Below are 12884 nucleotides of genomic sequence, written 5' to 3' on the forward strand. Positions count from 1 at the left end.
CCCTCACTCATACGTCTTGATAGATACCGACTCAACTTCTGGGGCGAGGCAAATGTTCCTGCCGGACGGACTGTTCACTGCCGGCGAACACGGCAGCCACGTAGGTTCCCGGGCATGGACTTCGACCAGCCCCCCGTCGTACGCATCAGCGCCGGGGCGCATCGGCTGGCTGAGGACGCCTGGCCGATGACGATCCCAGCCGTCACCCAACTGATGAGCGAGGGACTCACGTTGGACAAGGGGGTCACCTTCCTGGTGGGTGAGAACGGGTCGGGCAAGTCCACGATCGTGGAGGGCATCGCGGTCGCGTTCGGGTTGTCCCCGGAGGGCGGCACCCCGTTCGGCAGGCACACCACGCGTGCCACGGAGTCCCCGCTGTCGGGCGCCCTGCACCTGCAGCGCGGGATCGGCACCGGCAGATGGGGCTTCTTCCTGCGGGCCGAGACGATGCACGGCTGGTACACCTACTTCGACACCCACGGCGGTCCACGGGACCCGGACTTCCACGCGATGAGTCACGGCGAGTCGTTCCTCTCGGTGCTAGAGCATCGCTTCGACTCCCCCGGCTTCTACTGCCTGGACGAACCCGAGGCCGCCCTGTCCTTCTCCTCCACGCTCGCCCTGATCGCCACGCTGCAGCGCGTCGTCGCGGACGGTGGCCAGGTCCTGTGTGCGACGCACTCACCGGTGTTGGCCGCACTCCCGGGCGCACGACTGCTGGAGGTGGGCGAGTGGGGCCTGCGCGAGGCCGTGTGGGAGGACCTCGAGCTGGTCTGGCACTGGCGTCGCTACCTGGAGACCCCGCAGGCCTACCTGCGGCATCTGCGAGACGAGTGAGGGGCTGCCACCCCGGAGTCAGGGGCCACTCAACGGCGGGTCAGCAGCGCCAGGAACATCGCATCGGTGCCGTGCACGTGCGGCCAGAGCTGGACCGTCCCGGGAAGCGGGCCGTCGCTGTCCGGCACCGGGAGGCCGGTGCCGGCCTCCAGGGCGGAGCCCGCATCGAGGAGCTCGACGTCGCGACGTTCCTCGAGCACTGACGTGACGATCTCGGCGGTCTCGGCCAGGAGCGGGGAACACGTGACGTAGGCGACCACACCGCCGTGGCGGACGCTGTCCAGCGCAGTGCTCAGCAGTGAATGCTGCAGCGACACCAGGTCCTTGACGTCGCCGGGCGTACGCCGCCAGCGCGACTCCGGGCGACGCCGTAGGGCTCCCAGGCCCGAACAGGGGGCGTCGAGGAGGATCCGGTCGAAGCTGCCCGGCCGCCAGGGCGGCCGGGTGCCGTCGGCGGTGATGACACCCAGCAGGCCACCCGAGAGCTGACGGGTGCCCCGGGCCACCAGCCCAGCGCGGTGATGTTGCAGTTCGGAGGCCAGGACCTTGGCTCCGCGCTCGCGGGCCAGCGCGGCCAACAGGGCGGACTTGCCGCCCGGCCCGGCGCAGAGATCGAGCCACCGTTCGTCCCGCCCGGCCATCGGGGCCCGCGCCAGCGCCAGGGCGACCAGCTGCGATCCCTCGTCCTGCACGCCGGCACGGTCGTCAGTGACCGCGGGGATCACCCCGGGATCACCCGCCTCGAGCTGGACGGCGTACGGCGACCACTGGCCCGGCGTCCCTCCCAGGGCCAGCAGCTCCTGCGGGGTGCACAGTCCGGGACGCGCCACCAGCATGACCTTGGGTGGCAGGTTGTCGGCCGCCAGGAGGGCGTCCAGGTCGCCGTCCGGGCCCAGGGCGTCGCGCAGACCACCGACCACCCAACGCGGGTGCGAGTGCGCGAGGGACGCGAAGCCGATCGGGTCCTGTGCGGGGTCGGGGGCGACCCGACGGATCCAGCCGGCCAGGTCGTGCGCGGCCACCTTGCGCAACACCGCGTTGGTGAAGCCTGCCGGTCCCTGCCCCACCTTGGCCCGCACCAGGTCGACGGTCGTGCTGATGGCGGCGTGCGCCGGCACCCGCATGGAGAGCAGCTGATGGGCGCCCAGACGCAGCGCATCGAGGACCTTGGCCTCCACCTTCGGCCGGTCCAGGCACGCCATGATGATCGCGTCGTAGGTGCCTTGGCGGCGGATCGTGCCCGAGACGAGCTCGGTCGTGAAGGCGGCGTCGCGACCGGTCAGCTCATGCTCGCGCAGCACGTGCGGGAGCACCAGGTTGGTGTAGGCGTCGTCGAGACGCACTGCCTTGAGCACGTCATAGGCCGCTGACCTGGACGGATCGCTGGCCGGCCCGGCGCGTCGGGCCGGGGGGCGGCCACCGGGCCGACGGTTCCTGGCACGGGGATCAGCCATCGGCGAAATACTTCCTGACCAGCGCCTTGGGGGCCCGTGCTGCCCACGCATCGGTGATCACCTCGGTCAGCTCGTCGACGTCGATCTCGCCGAGGCGCGACTGTCGCACCAGGACCGCCTTGAACCCGTTGAAGTGATCGATGGTGAAGAACGGCGTCGCCGGGTCGTCCACGAGCTCCTGCTTGGCCTCCAGGGTCGGCGTGTGGATGACCAGGAGGTCGTCGTACTCCTCGCCGGTCTCGGGATCCACGGCCGTCTTGTGCGGCATCCGGTAGAGCAGGAACCCCTTGCCCTTGGCACCGGTGGGGACCTTGTAGGTCGGCCGGTCCCCCCAGGAGATGCCCAGTTCGACCTCGGGCAGGCCGCGGCAGATCGCGTCAACGTCGTCCGGGGTCGCCGGGCGGGCCATGTCAGTCCCCCAACCGCTGGTCGCGCTCGAAGGTGACGCCGCGGGCCCAGTCGGCCGCCGCCATCTCCTTGCGGCCGTGGGGCGTCACGGTTCCCAGCCTCAGTGCAGTCGTCGCGGTGCCCACCAGCACCGAGCTCTTGGTCACCTCGAGTGCCCCGGGCGCGATCACGACGTCACTCGGGCTGACCCGACCCACCTTCATCCGCACGCCCCCGAATGTGGTCCAGGCCCCCGGGTCGGGGGTGCAGGCGCGGATCTGGCGGTCGATGGCCGCGGCGGGCGCCGACCAGTTGACGTGGGCGTCCTCCACCAGGATCTTGGGCGCCAGGCTCAACCCCTCCGGCTGCTGCTCTCGCGGATCCAGTCCGCCCTGGGCGATCCCGTCCAGCGTCGCGACCAGGAGCTGCGAGCCTCCTTCGGCCAGCCGAGCCAGCAGGTCACCGGCGGTGTCGGTGTCGCGGATGCGCTCGGTCATCACACCGTAGGTGGGGCCAGCATCGAGCTCCTTCACGATCCGGAAGGTGGTGGCACCGGTGATCTCCTCCCCGGCCCAGATCGCGTGCTGGACCGGCGCCGCCCCGCGGTAGGCCGGCAGACACGAGAAGTGCAGGTTGACCCAGCCGTGGGTCGGGATGTCGAGCACCTCCTGCGGCAACAGGGCCCCGTAGGCGACCACCGGGCAGCAGTCAGGTCGCAGCGCCGCCAACTGGGTCTGGAAGTCCGGGTCGCGCGGATGCGGGGGCTTGAGCACGGGCACGCCCAGCTCGGTGGCACGCACCGCCACCGGACTCGGCACCAGCCTGCGGCCTCGTCCCGCCGGAGCATCGGGCCGGGTCAGCACGGCGACGAGGTCGTGGCTGGACTCGGCGATCGCGTCCAGCGACGGCAGAGCCGCGGCCGGGGTGCCGGCGAAGACCACCCGCACGCTAGAGCCCCAGACCGTTGGTGGCGTGGGGTGAGAGCTTGACCGTGGGCTGTTCCAGACCGAACCAGTCGGACTCCCGGATGGCCTTCATGGCGGCCTTGCGCACGTCTGCGTCCAGCCGGTCGACGAACAGGACGCCGTCGAGATGGTCGGTCTCGTGCTGGATCGCTCGGGCCAAGTAGTCCGAACCGTTGATCGTCACCGGCTCGCCGTGCACGTCGAAGCCGGTGGCGACCACCGACAGGGCGCGCTGACACTCGAAGGTCAGCTCCGGGATCGACAGGCAGCCCTCCGCACCCGACTGGGTCTCGTCGGAGAGTTGCAGGCGGGGGTTGATCAAGTGGCCGACCTCGCCGTCGACGTTCCAGGTGAACACCCGCAGCCCGACGCCGATCTGAGGAGCCGCGAGTCCGGCACCGGGCGCATCGAGCATGGTGTCGGTGAGGTCCTCGACCAACTTGCGGACCTCCCGGTCGAAGTCGACGACCTCGAGAGCGGGTCTGCGCAGGATCGGGTCACCGAAGAGACGGATCGGCTGAATGGCCAAGGAAGCACGCCTTGTGGTTCGGGGGTGGACGGGACGCCCAAGTCTAGTCAGGCACAGTCGTTCAGCCGAGCGACGGCGGATCCACCTGCACCCGCACGGCGGCGAGCTTGCGGCTCGACCGGACGCGCTGGAGGTCGCCCAGCGCCGCGGACAAGTCGTCGCCGAGCGCCCGGGGCACCCTGACCACCACGCGCACCTCACTGCCCTCGCCGGTCGGCACAGGGCCGAGCACCTCGGCCCCTCTCGGCGCGTCGAAGGCCTCGAGTGCCTGCTCCAGCGCGGTCGGCTCGCCGCTCACCGTGGCCAGTCGGCTGGCCGGCGGGAGATGGGCTGACTGACGCTCGGCCATCTCCCGTCGGGCGAAGCCGGCGGGGTCCCAGCGCACGAGTGCCTGAAGAGCCGGTGTGGACGGGTCACCGACGGCTACCACGTGGCCGCCAGGACGGACCAGGGCCGCCGCATTGAGCCAGCGCCGGACGGCCTCCTCCTGGGCGCGCAGATCGGTGCGCGCGAGTGCCAACCAGGTGTCGAGCAGGACCACGGCCGCGTAGCCGGACGGCGCCACCGGTTCGGCACCGGGCGTGGCCACCACGATGCTGGGCCGGTCCTTGACCGTGGCCAGGACAGCGCCGCCGCTCGAGGTCAGCACCCGAGCCCCGGGGAAGCTGCGGCCGAGCTCCTCGGCGGTGCGCGCATCGCCCACCACCGGGGCCCGCAGCCCACGATGCCCGCAGGTCGCGCAGGCCCAGTCGGGGAACTGGGTGCCGCACCACCGGCAGGCCGGAGGCGTGGCCGGCCCGGTCAGGCGCAGCGGTCCGGCACAGGTGGCGCAGCGGGCCGGGGTGCGGCAGCGCTCGCAGGCCAGCGAGGCGGCGTAGCCGGTGCGGGGAGTCTGCACGAGCACGGGCCCGCTCTCCAGTCCAGTCCGAATCACGTCTCCGGCCTGTCGGGGCAGGCGAGATGCCCGCGCGGCTGGATCCCGGGCGAGCTCGCGATCCGACGCCCCGGTGATGGCCACCGACACCCGCTGTCGGACGAGATCACGCGACGGCAGCAGCTCTCGTGCCCAGCCGGTGCGCACGAGGTACTCAGCCTCCACGGTGCGGGCGAAGCCACCGATCAACACCGCCGCCGGCCGGGCTGCGGCACGCAGCAGCAGCACCTCGCGGGCATGCGGGTAGGGAGCGCGGGGCTCCGAGTGGAGGTCGTCACCGTCGTCCCACAGCGCGAGCAGCCCGAGGTCGTGGACGGGGGCGAAGGCGGCGGCACGGGTCCCGACCACGACCCGACGAGCACCCCGCGAGACCGCCAGGAAGTCGCGGTAGCGCTTGCTCGGACCACTGTCGGCACGCAGCGCCACGTGGTGCCCGGCGCCCAACAGCTCGGTGAGCGCGACGTCGACCCGATCGACGTCCTTGCCGTCGGGGACCACGATCAGGGCGCCGCGGCCCCCGGCGTACGTCGCCGCAGCCGCGGCCGCCAGCAGGGCCGGCCAATCGGTGGCCGGTGCGGCCGACCAGACGGCGTGCAACGGATCGCCGCGCCGCAGTCCGTCGAGGAACGCGGGACCCGGCAGGTGATCGGCCCACAGCGACGCCAGGGCTTCGGGCTCCAGTGTGGGTGGGACAGCTGGCTCGGCGGGCGGAGACTTCTCCACCGTGGCGTGGCGCGGTGGCAGCGCCAAGCGCAGGACGTCGGAGCGGGCGCCGGCGTAGCGATGCGCGACAGCCTCGGTGAGCGCGGCGATGTCCGCACTCAGCACGCGTTCGGGGCTCACCAGTCGACGGATGGGGGTCAGCCGCCCGGTGTGCTCCGAGGAAGCCGTCCGACCCACGACATAGCCCTGGACATCCTGGCCGGCGAAGCGCACCTTCACCCGCACCCCTGGCTGAGCCGTCTCGGCCATCGTGGCGGGCACGGCGTAGTCGAACGGGCGGTCGAGGTGGGCGAGCGGGACGTCGACCAGCACCTGCGCGACCGGATCGTCAGCGGCCAGCTCGATGCTCGGCCGGGTCGGCTGGGCCGGCTGCCGCGGCATCCGGGGCGAGAGACCGGGGAGCAGGTCCTGCTGCCCGGGCTCGTCGGCTCCTGGATCGGTCATGGCCGCAATCCTGTCAGCAGCCACCGACGATCACCCTCGCCGCGGGCGACGAGCGGCTCCCCTCATGGCCACGAGGCCCGATTGCCGGGCCATGGGGCACCACTCAACGGATGGGCAGCAGGTCACTTCACCTTGGGGGTGCGGGCCGAGAGCGCGGACGCCGCGCGGTAGCCCGCCTTGGTGCCGGTGACCTTGACCGAGATCCGCTTGCCCCGGTCGGCGGCCTTCAGCACGTAGGTGCGCGCCGTCGCCCGGGCGATGGCCTTGCCGTTGCGCAGCCAGCGGTAGGTGAAGTGCACCCCGGCGGGCTTCCAGGTGCCCGGCCTGGCGGTCAGCTTCTTGCCGACCTTGGCGGTGCCGGCGATCGTCGGCTTCTTGGTGTTGGACACCTTCGGCAGGTCGCAGGTGTAGACCCGCACGTCATCGAGGAACCAGCCGTAGTACTCGACCGTCGAGTCGGTGTGCATGGTGAACCGGGGCTTGATGGTCTTGCCCGCATACGACGACAGGTTCACCCGGCTGGCGATCCAGCCGAAGCTGTCGCCGCCGAAGCCCACCTTGTTGGCGATGGCCGTGATGGGCTGAGTGGGCCCGTTGACCCAGGGCAGCCCGGCAGCAGACACGGCACCCCCAGCGGTGGCCACATCATCGATCTCGACGGTGCCACCGTCGAAGTAGGTGCCGTTGAAGTAGTCGAGCAACCGCCAGTGCTGGAACCACAGGTAGCTCTGCTGACCCTTCGGCAGAGCGAGTCCGGTGCGCGTCACCAACGCACTGGTGGTGATGGTCGACGGGTCGTAGGAGAACCAGGAGGTCCGCCCCGAGGTCGCATTGGGCTGGATCAGCCCGTCCGGGACCCGGGTCCAGGTGCTGCCGGCGACGAACTTGGTGGCGGGGGTGCCCGTCTCGCTGTCGAAGAGCACCCGTTTGGTGGTGCCGGCCGGGCACGGGGCCGTGGCCGACGGGGGCTGCGGGGCCTGCGTGGGCGTGGTCCGCAGCTCGGTCGCGAGCGTCGCCGTGTGCACGGCCGTGCAGTCCGCCGAGGTGAACCCGTGGGTGCCGACCAGGTCGGCGCAGCTCTGCTCCAGCACCCGGGCCAGGTCGGCGTAGTCGCTGCCGGAGGTGAGGCTCTGGATGACGTCGAGGTAGAGGGTCGCGGTCTTGGTCAGCCCCGCCTCGGTGTCGATCCCGGTGACGCTCTGCCCGTTGAAGGTGCCGCCCTGGGAGATGAGGTACGCCGTCTTGTTGCCGACGCCGCTGTTCGTGTGCACCCCACCGGCATCGCCGTAGTTCAGGTCGGCGGTGTAGTCGGGGCTGGTCATCCGGTCCGGCTGGCCGAAGTCCCCAGGGGTCTCGAGGTCACGGATCGCGCCGATGGGCAGGTCCTCACCGAGCCGCCAGTCACCGGCGGAGTCGCCAACAGACACGTAGCGGTGGTCCAGGATCTCTCCCATGATGTCGGCGATCGACTCGTTGATCGCCCCGGACTGACCCCAGTAGAAGAGCTCGGAGTTGTGGTCGATCACCCCGTGGGTCATCTCGTGTCCGACCACGTCGTCGGCCCCGGCGTACCCGTCGCCGTAGTACATCTGGGTGCCGTCCCAGAACGCGTTGTTCAGCGGGCAGTTCGTGTTGGGGTTCGACACGGGGTAGCAGAACCTGACCGTGGAGGCCAGCTTCTTGACCCCGCTGACCGTGATGCCCAGCAGGTCGGTCAGGTCGATGCCGCCGATCTGGTCGTAGTAGTCCGACACCTCGCCGCTCAACTCGAAGGCGCTGTTGACCTCAGGCACGCCGCTGGGTCCACTGCCCTCGGTGCGTGCGAACGGTGCCGCACACGGCTCCGCGGCGGCCCGGACGTTGTTGCGGTCACAGACCACCCGATCGGCATGCTGGAGGTCGTCGAGGTTGAGCCGCACTCCCCCGGTGCGGTCATCGATCAAGACCAGGCGCCGCACCCCGACTCCGCCGTCGACCACCATTCGCCACACCGTGTGAGCACCCTGCGGCGCTGCGGCGCCGAAGATGGCCGGGTCGAAGATCCACCGACCCTGACTCGTCGCCGTCAGGGTCGCCGGTGCCACATGCAGCGCCTTGGCGGCCGCGCGGATCGCGGCTCGCTGCGCCGCCGCCAGGTTCACCGCCGGGTCGCCGACGCTCGCACGCGGGGTCAGCGATCCCAACATCGATCCCAGCTGTCGATCCGGGCGCAGGCTGACCACGACGTCGCCGCCGATGACTGGAACGCCGTCGATGCTCTGCGCGTAGCGCACGACGTCCTGCCCCGAGACGGTGTGCGTCGTGCGCACCACGTCGAACGTGCTCCCCGCGGTGCCGAACGCCGGGCCGTAGCGCGTGAGGTGGGCGCTGGCGGCGGCCTCGACGCCCAGGCCGGCGTTCACGGCAGGATTGTCCACGCTTCCCTTGCCGGCACCAGCGAAGACCACGCGGCCGTCCCGGCCACGGTCCAGGGTCAGGGCGCCCTCGGAGTCGGCAGCCAGGCGTTGCCCGGCGATTCCGGCCGGGTCAGCTGGCTGCGGCGGGCTCGAGGACGCCGTGCCCTGTCCGAGCGAGAGCGTCGCGCTGGCGAGTGCCATCGTGACTGCAACCCCGACGACCACGCGCGCTCGCTTGCCCATGACTGCCCCCACTCCACGGCGCGATCACGGAGCGGCCCCCACGACCGACCATCATCATCACGCTGCTCGGCAGCCTAGGCAGCGCGCAAGATGTCTGGATATGCCCAGTTTGGGCTATTGCCACAACCTCGGGTCAGACGCCGACCGCAGCCTTCAGCGCGTCGGCACGGTCGGTGCGCTCCCAGGTGAAGTCGGGCAGCTCACGGCCGAAGTGACCGTAGGCCGCCGTCGCGGCGTAGATGGGTCGCAGCAGGTCGAGGTCACGGATGATCGCGGCGGGCCGCAGGTCGAAAACCTCCAGCACCGCCTCCTGGATCGCCTCGTCGCTGGCCGTCCCGGTGCCGAAGGTCTCGATGAAGACCCCCACGGGCTGGGCCTTGCCGATCGCGTAGGCGACCTGCGCCTCGCAGCGCCGGGCCAGACCCGCAGCGACGACGTTCTTGGCCACCCAGCGCATCGCGTAGGCAGCGGACCTGTCCACCTTCGACGGGTCCTTGCCGGAGAACGCGCCGCCGCCGTGACGGGCCATGCCGCCGTAGGTGTCGACGATGATCTTGCGACCGGTCAGTCCGGCGTCACCCATCGGCCCGCCCACCACGAAGCGTCCGGTGGGGTTGACCAGCAGACGGTAGCCCTCGGACGGGATCTCGAAGGTGTCGAGGACCGGGTCGATGACGTGCTTCTTGATGTCGCTCTCCAGCGTGTCCAGCTCGGTGTCCTCCGAGTGCTGCGTGGACAGCACGACGGTGTCGACCCGCACCGGACGGTTGTCGGCGTCGTACTCGATCGTGACCTGGGTCTTGCCGTCAGGACGCAGGTAGTCGAGCGTGTGGTCCTTGCGGACCGCGGAGAGGCGTTCGGCCAGGCGTTGCGCGACCACGATCGGCAACGGCATGAGCACGTCGGTGTCATCGCAGGCGTAGCCGAACATCAGGCCCTGGTCGCCGGCGCCCTGCTTGTCCATGGCGTCCACCGAGCCGGTGCGGCTCTCGTGACCGGTGTCCACCCCCTGGGCGATGTCGCCGGACTGGCCACCGATGGCGACCATGACGCCGCAGGAGGCCCCGTCGAAGCCCTTGTCGGAAGAGTCGTAGCCGATGTCCAGGATCTTCTGGCGCACCTTCTGCTTGATGTCGACGTAGCCGGTGGTCGTCACCTCTCCGGCCACCACCACGAGGCCGGTCGTGAGCAGCGTCTCGACAGCCACCCGGCTGTGGGGGTCCTGTTCGAGCATCGCGTCGAGCACGGCGTCGCTGATCTGGTCGGCGATCTTGTCGGGGTGACCCTCGGTCACGGACTCCGACGTGAAGAGTCGTCCTGTCACTTGTCGCTCACTCTTTCCAGGGGATTCAGGGGTACGTCGCACCCACGATAATGGTCGCATCGACAGCGTCGTGCTTCGTCCCAGCGTTATCAGGCCAACAGCCCGGCGACCTGGTCCCAGATCACCTGGGCGAGGGCTGACTTGCTCCCGCGAGGCACCTCCACCGGGTCGTCGGTCCGCGACAGGATCACGGCCTCGTTGTCGGGACTGCCGAACACGGCCCCGGCACTCACGTCGTTGACCACCAGCAGGTCACAGCCCTTGCGGTCGAACTTGGCCCGGGCGTGGTCCAGCACCGAACCCGTGTCGTCGCCTGTCTCCGCGGCGAAGCCCACGATGACCTGACCTGCGCGGGCGCGCTGGTGGGAGATCTCGTGGAGGATGTCGGGGTTCTGGGTCAGGGTGATCGGGGCAGCAGTGCCGTCATCCGCCTTCTTGATCTTCGCGGCACTCACCGAGGTCGGCCGGAAGTCGGCGGGTGCGGCAGCCATCACGACGGCGTCGGCGGACCCGGCGGCGGTGACCACCTCGTCGCGCAGCTGGGCGGTCGTCTCCACGTGCACGACCTTCACACCGGCAGGGTCAGCCAGCGTCACGTTGGCGGCCACCAGGGTCACCTGTGCACCGCGAGCGGCAGCAGCACGGGCCAAGGCGTAGCCCTGGCGCCCCGAGGAGCGGTTGCCCAGGAAGCGCACCGGGTCGAGGTACTCGCGCGTGCCGCCGGCAGAGACCACGACATGGCGGCCGGTCAGATCCGGCCCACGGACCCCGAGGGCTGCGATCTCCAGGGCCAGCTCGAAGATCTCGGCCGGCTCCGGGAACCGGCCCTTGCCGGTGTCGGCGCCCGTCAGACGGCCCTCCGCAGGCTCGATCACGATCGCTCCGCGCGAGCGCAGCGTGGCCACGTTGGCCCGGGTCGCGGCATGCTCCCACATCTCGGTGTGCATCGCCGGGGCGAAGACGACCGGGCAGCGCGCGGTGAGCAGGGTGTTGGTCAACAGGTCGTCGGCCAGCCCATGGGCGGCCTTGGCGAGCAGGTCGGCGGTGGCCGGCGCCACGACCACCAGGTCGGCGCCCTGCCCGATCCGGACGTGGGGGACCTGGTGGACGTCGGTCCACACGTCGGTCGCGACCGGCTTGCCGGACAGAGCCGCCCAGGTGGGCGCTCCCACGAACTCGAGTGCAGCCGCCGTCGGCACCACGCTCACGTCATGACCGGCTTCGGTGAAATGCCGCAGCAGGGACGCCGCCTTGTAGGCAGCGATCCCGCCACTGACACCGAGCACGACGCGCATGGTGCTCAGGAGTTCACTCGGAGAACGTGGCCGAGCCCGCGCTCGGAGCGCGGCCGGCAGCAGCCTCCATGGCGGCAACCTCGGCGGGGCTGATGTCCTCGCAGGTCAGCAGGTCCTCGTTGATCTCGCGCAGCGCGATCGACAGGGGCTTCTCCTGGACGTGGGTGTCCACGAGGGGACCGACGTACTCCAGCAGGCCCTCGCCGAGCTGGGAGTAGTAGGCATTGATCTGGCGGGCGCGCTTGGCTGAGTAGAGGACCAGCTTGTACTTGCTGTCCGTCTTGGTGAGCAGGTCGTCGATCGAGGGATTGGTTACGCCCTCGCCGGCGGGGTTGGGGGCAGACACGAAGCAGGCCTCACAAGTCGTTGGTGGTCGACTCCCCCGGCTGATCCGCGGGGAGCCCAAGCAAGGCTACCAACTCGTCGGCCGCAGCGTTAACTTCGAGGTTGACGACGGTCCGGTCGAACTCGGGCTCGGCGGCCAGTTCGGTGCGTGCGGTCTCCAGCCGACGCTCGCGTTCGGACTCCGTCTCAGTGCCTCGCCCGACCAGGCGGCGGACGAGTTCGTCCCAGCTCGGCGGCTTGAGGAACACGAACAACGCCTCGGGCATGGTCACCCGCACCTGACGGGCGCCCTGCAGGTCGATCTCCAGCATGGCCGGTCGGCCCGCGGCCAGGGCCTCCTCGACAGGGGCTCGCGGGGTGCCGTAACGGGCCGCCTGGTGCACGACCGCCCACTCCAGCAGGGCGTTGTCGTCGATCATCTGGTCGAACTCCTCGTCGGAGACGAAGAAGTAGTGCACCCCGTGCACCTCGCCGGGTCGCGGTGTCCGGGTGGTCGCCGAGACCGACACCCAGACCTCCGGGTGGCGCTCGCGGACCGCTGCCGCGACCGTGCCCTTGCCGACCGCCGTGGGGCCTGCCAGCACCACCAGCCGGGAGGGGCCGGTCACAGGTCAGTCACCGGCGCTGAACTCGCGCTCCAGGGCGGCGACCTGCTTGGCACCCAGTCCCCGCACCCGACGGCTCTCGGCGATGCTCAGGCGCTCCATCAGCTGACGGGCGCGGACCTTGCCCAGCCCCGGCATCGACTGCAACAGGTCGATGACGCGCATCTTGCCGATGACCTCGTTCACCTGGCCCTCGTGCAGCACCTCCAGGATCGAACCCCCGGCGTGCTTCAGACGATTCTTGACCTCGGCCCGTTCGCGGCGTGAGGCCGCGGCCTTGTCCAGGGCCGCTTGGCGCTGTTCGGGAGTGAGCTGGGGCAAAACCACAGGTGAAGGTCCTCGTCGAGTGAGCGCGGCAGATGGAGTCGCCAATCTAGTCAGTAGTCCGACGGACCTGCAATGC

At 70.5% G+C, this 12884-nt stretch carries 12 protein-coding genes; 1 reads left to right on the forward strand and 11 read right to left on the reverse strand.

Annotated elements, in window-relative coordinates; translation table 11 throughout:
• Positions 1-114 precede the first annotated feature (114 nt).
• Complete coding sequence (locus AB7I40_RS15200) at positions 115-837, forward strand: AAA family ATPase (protein ID WP_428345850.1); 723 nt, start codon at positions 115-117, stop codon at positions 835-837.
• Positions 838-866: 29 nt separating this feature from the next.
• On the opposite strand, the gene AB7I40_RS15205 is transcribed toward AB7I40_RS15200, so the two are convergent.
• The 11 genes from AB7I40_RS15205 to mihF form a co-directional block, all read right to left on the reverse strand.
• On the reverse strand, positions 867-2291 hold the full coding sequence (locus AB7I40_RS15205) for an RsmB/NOP family class I SAM-dependent RNA methyltransferase (RefSeq protein ID WP_428345849.1): 1425 nt from the start codon (positions 2289-2291) through the stop codon (positions 867-869).
• The gene (locus tag AB7I40_RS15210) at positions 2284-2700 is read right to left on the reverse strand and encodes an MmcQ/YjbR family DNA-binding protein (RefSeq protein ID WP_428345848.1); all 417 of its coding nucleotides are present in this window, start codon (positions 2698-2700) and stop codon (positions 2284-2286) included. Before AB7I40_RS15210 ends, AB7I40_RS15205 begins: the two co-directional genes overlap by 8 nt.
• A 1-nt stretch (position 2701) precedes the next feature.
• Positions 2702-3625: a methionyl-tRNA formyltransferase gene (gene fmt / locus AB7I40_RS15215; RefSeq protein ID WP_428345847.1), complete on the reverse strand. Its 924-nt coding sequence runs from the start codon at positions 3623-3625 to the stop codon at positions 2702-2704.
• Between the two features lies 1 nt (position 3626).
• Positions 3627-4172, reverse strand: coding sequence for a peptide deformylase (gene def / locus AB7I40_RS15220; RefSeq protein ID WP_428345846.1), 546 nt, complete (start codon positions 4170-4172; stop codon positions 3627-3629).
• A gap of 61 nt (positions 4173-4233) precedes the next feature.
• Entirely contained in the window at positions 4234-6273 is a 2040-nt protein-coding gene (locus tag AB7I40_RS15225) for a primosomal protein N' (protein ID WP_428345845.1), read from the reverse strand.
• A gap of 122 nt (positions 6274-6395) precedes the next feature.
• On the reverse strand, positions 6396-8912 hold the full coding sequence (locus AB7I40_RS15230) for a M4 family metallopeptidase (RefSeq protein WP_428345844.1): 2517 nt from the start codon (positions 8910-8912) through the stop codon (positions 6396-6398).
• A gap of 133 nt (positions 8913-9045) precedes the next feature.
• A complete protein-coding gene (metK, locus tag AB7I40_RS15235; RefSeq protein ID WP_428345843.1) occupies positions 9046-10236 on the reverse strand; it encodes a methionine adenosyltransferase in 1191 nt (396 codons plus the stop codon).
• 89 nt (positions 10237-10325) lie between these two features.
• The gene (gene coaBC, locus AB7I40_RS15240; RefSeq protein WP_428345842.1) at positions 10326-11531 is read right to left on the reverse strand and encodes a bifunctional phosphopantothenoylcysteine decarboxylase/phosphopantothenate--cysteine ligase CoaBC; all 1206 of its coding nucleotides are present in this window, start codon (positions 11529-11531) and stop codon (positions 10326-10328) included.
• A 13-nt stretch (positions 11532-11544) separates the two neighbouring features.
• Positions 11545-11877 carry a DNA-directed RNA polymerase subunit omega gene (gene rpoZ / locus AB7I40_RS15245; protein WP_428345841.1) on the reverse strand — a complete coding sequence of 111 codons (333 nt, stop codon included), beginning with the start codon at positions 11875-11877 and terminating at the stop codon, positions 11545-11547.
• A 10-nt stretch (positions 11878-11887) separates the two neighbouring features.
• Complete coding sequence (gene gmk / locus AB7I40_RS15250) at positions 11888-12484, reverse strand: guanylate kinase (RefSeq protein ID WP_428345840.1); 597 nt, start codon at positions 12482-12484, stop codon at positions 11888-11890.
• Between the two features lie 3 nt (positions 12485-12487).
• The gene (mihF, locus tag AB7I40_RS15255) at positions 12488-12808 is read right to left on the reverse strand and encodes an integration host factor, actinobacterial type (RefSeq protein ID WP_428345839.1); all 321 of its coding nucleotides are present in this window, start codon (positions 12806-12808) and stop codon (positions 12488-12490) included.
• Between the last annotated feature and the right edge of the window lie 76 nt (positions 12809-12884).

The organism is Nocardioides sp., assembly GCF_050246775.1.
GTDB lineage: Bacteria > Actinomycetota > Actinomycetes > Propionibacteriales > Nocardioidaceae > Nocardioides.

Coding starts and splice junctions, on each gene's coding strand:
- AB7I40_RS15230 (WP_428345844.1), bottom strand. CDS start 8,912: ATGGGCAAGCGAGCGCGCGTGGTCGTCGGGGTTGCAGTCACGATGGCA.
- AB7I40_RS15225 (WP_428345845.1), bottom strand. CDS start 6,273: ATGACCGATCCAGGAGCCGACGAGCCCGGGCAGCAGGACCTGCTCCCC.
- coaBC (WP_428345842.1), bottom strand. CDS start 11,531: ATGCGCGTCGTGCTCGGTGTCAGTGGCGGGATCGCTGCCTACAAGGCG.
- AB7I40_RS15205 (WP_428345849.1), bottom strand. CDS start 2,291: ATGGCTGATCCCCGTGCCAGGAACCGTCGGCCCGGTGGCCGCCCCCCG.
- AB7I40_RS15200 (WP_428345850.1), top strand. CDS start 115: ATGGACTTCGACCAGCCCCCCGTCGTACGCATCAGCGCCGGGGCGCAT.
- AB7I40_RS15210 (WP_428345848.1), bottom strand. CDS start 2,700: ATGGCCCGCCCGGCGACCCCGGACGACGTTGACGCGATCTGCCGCGGC.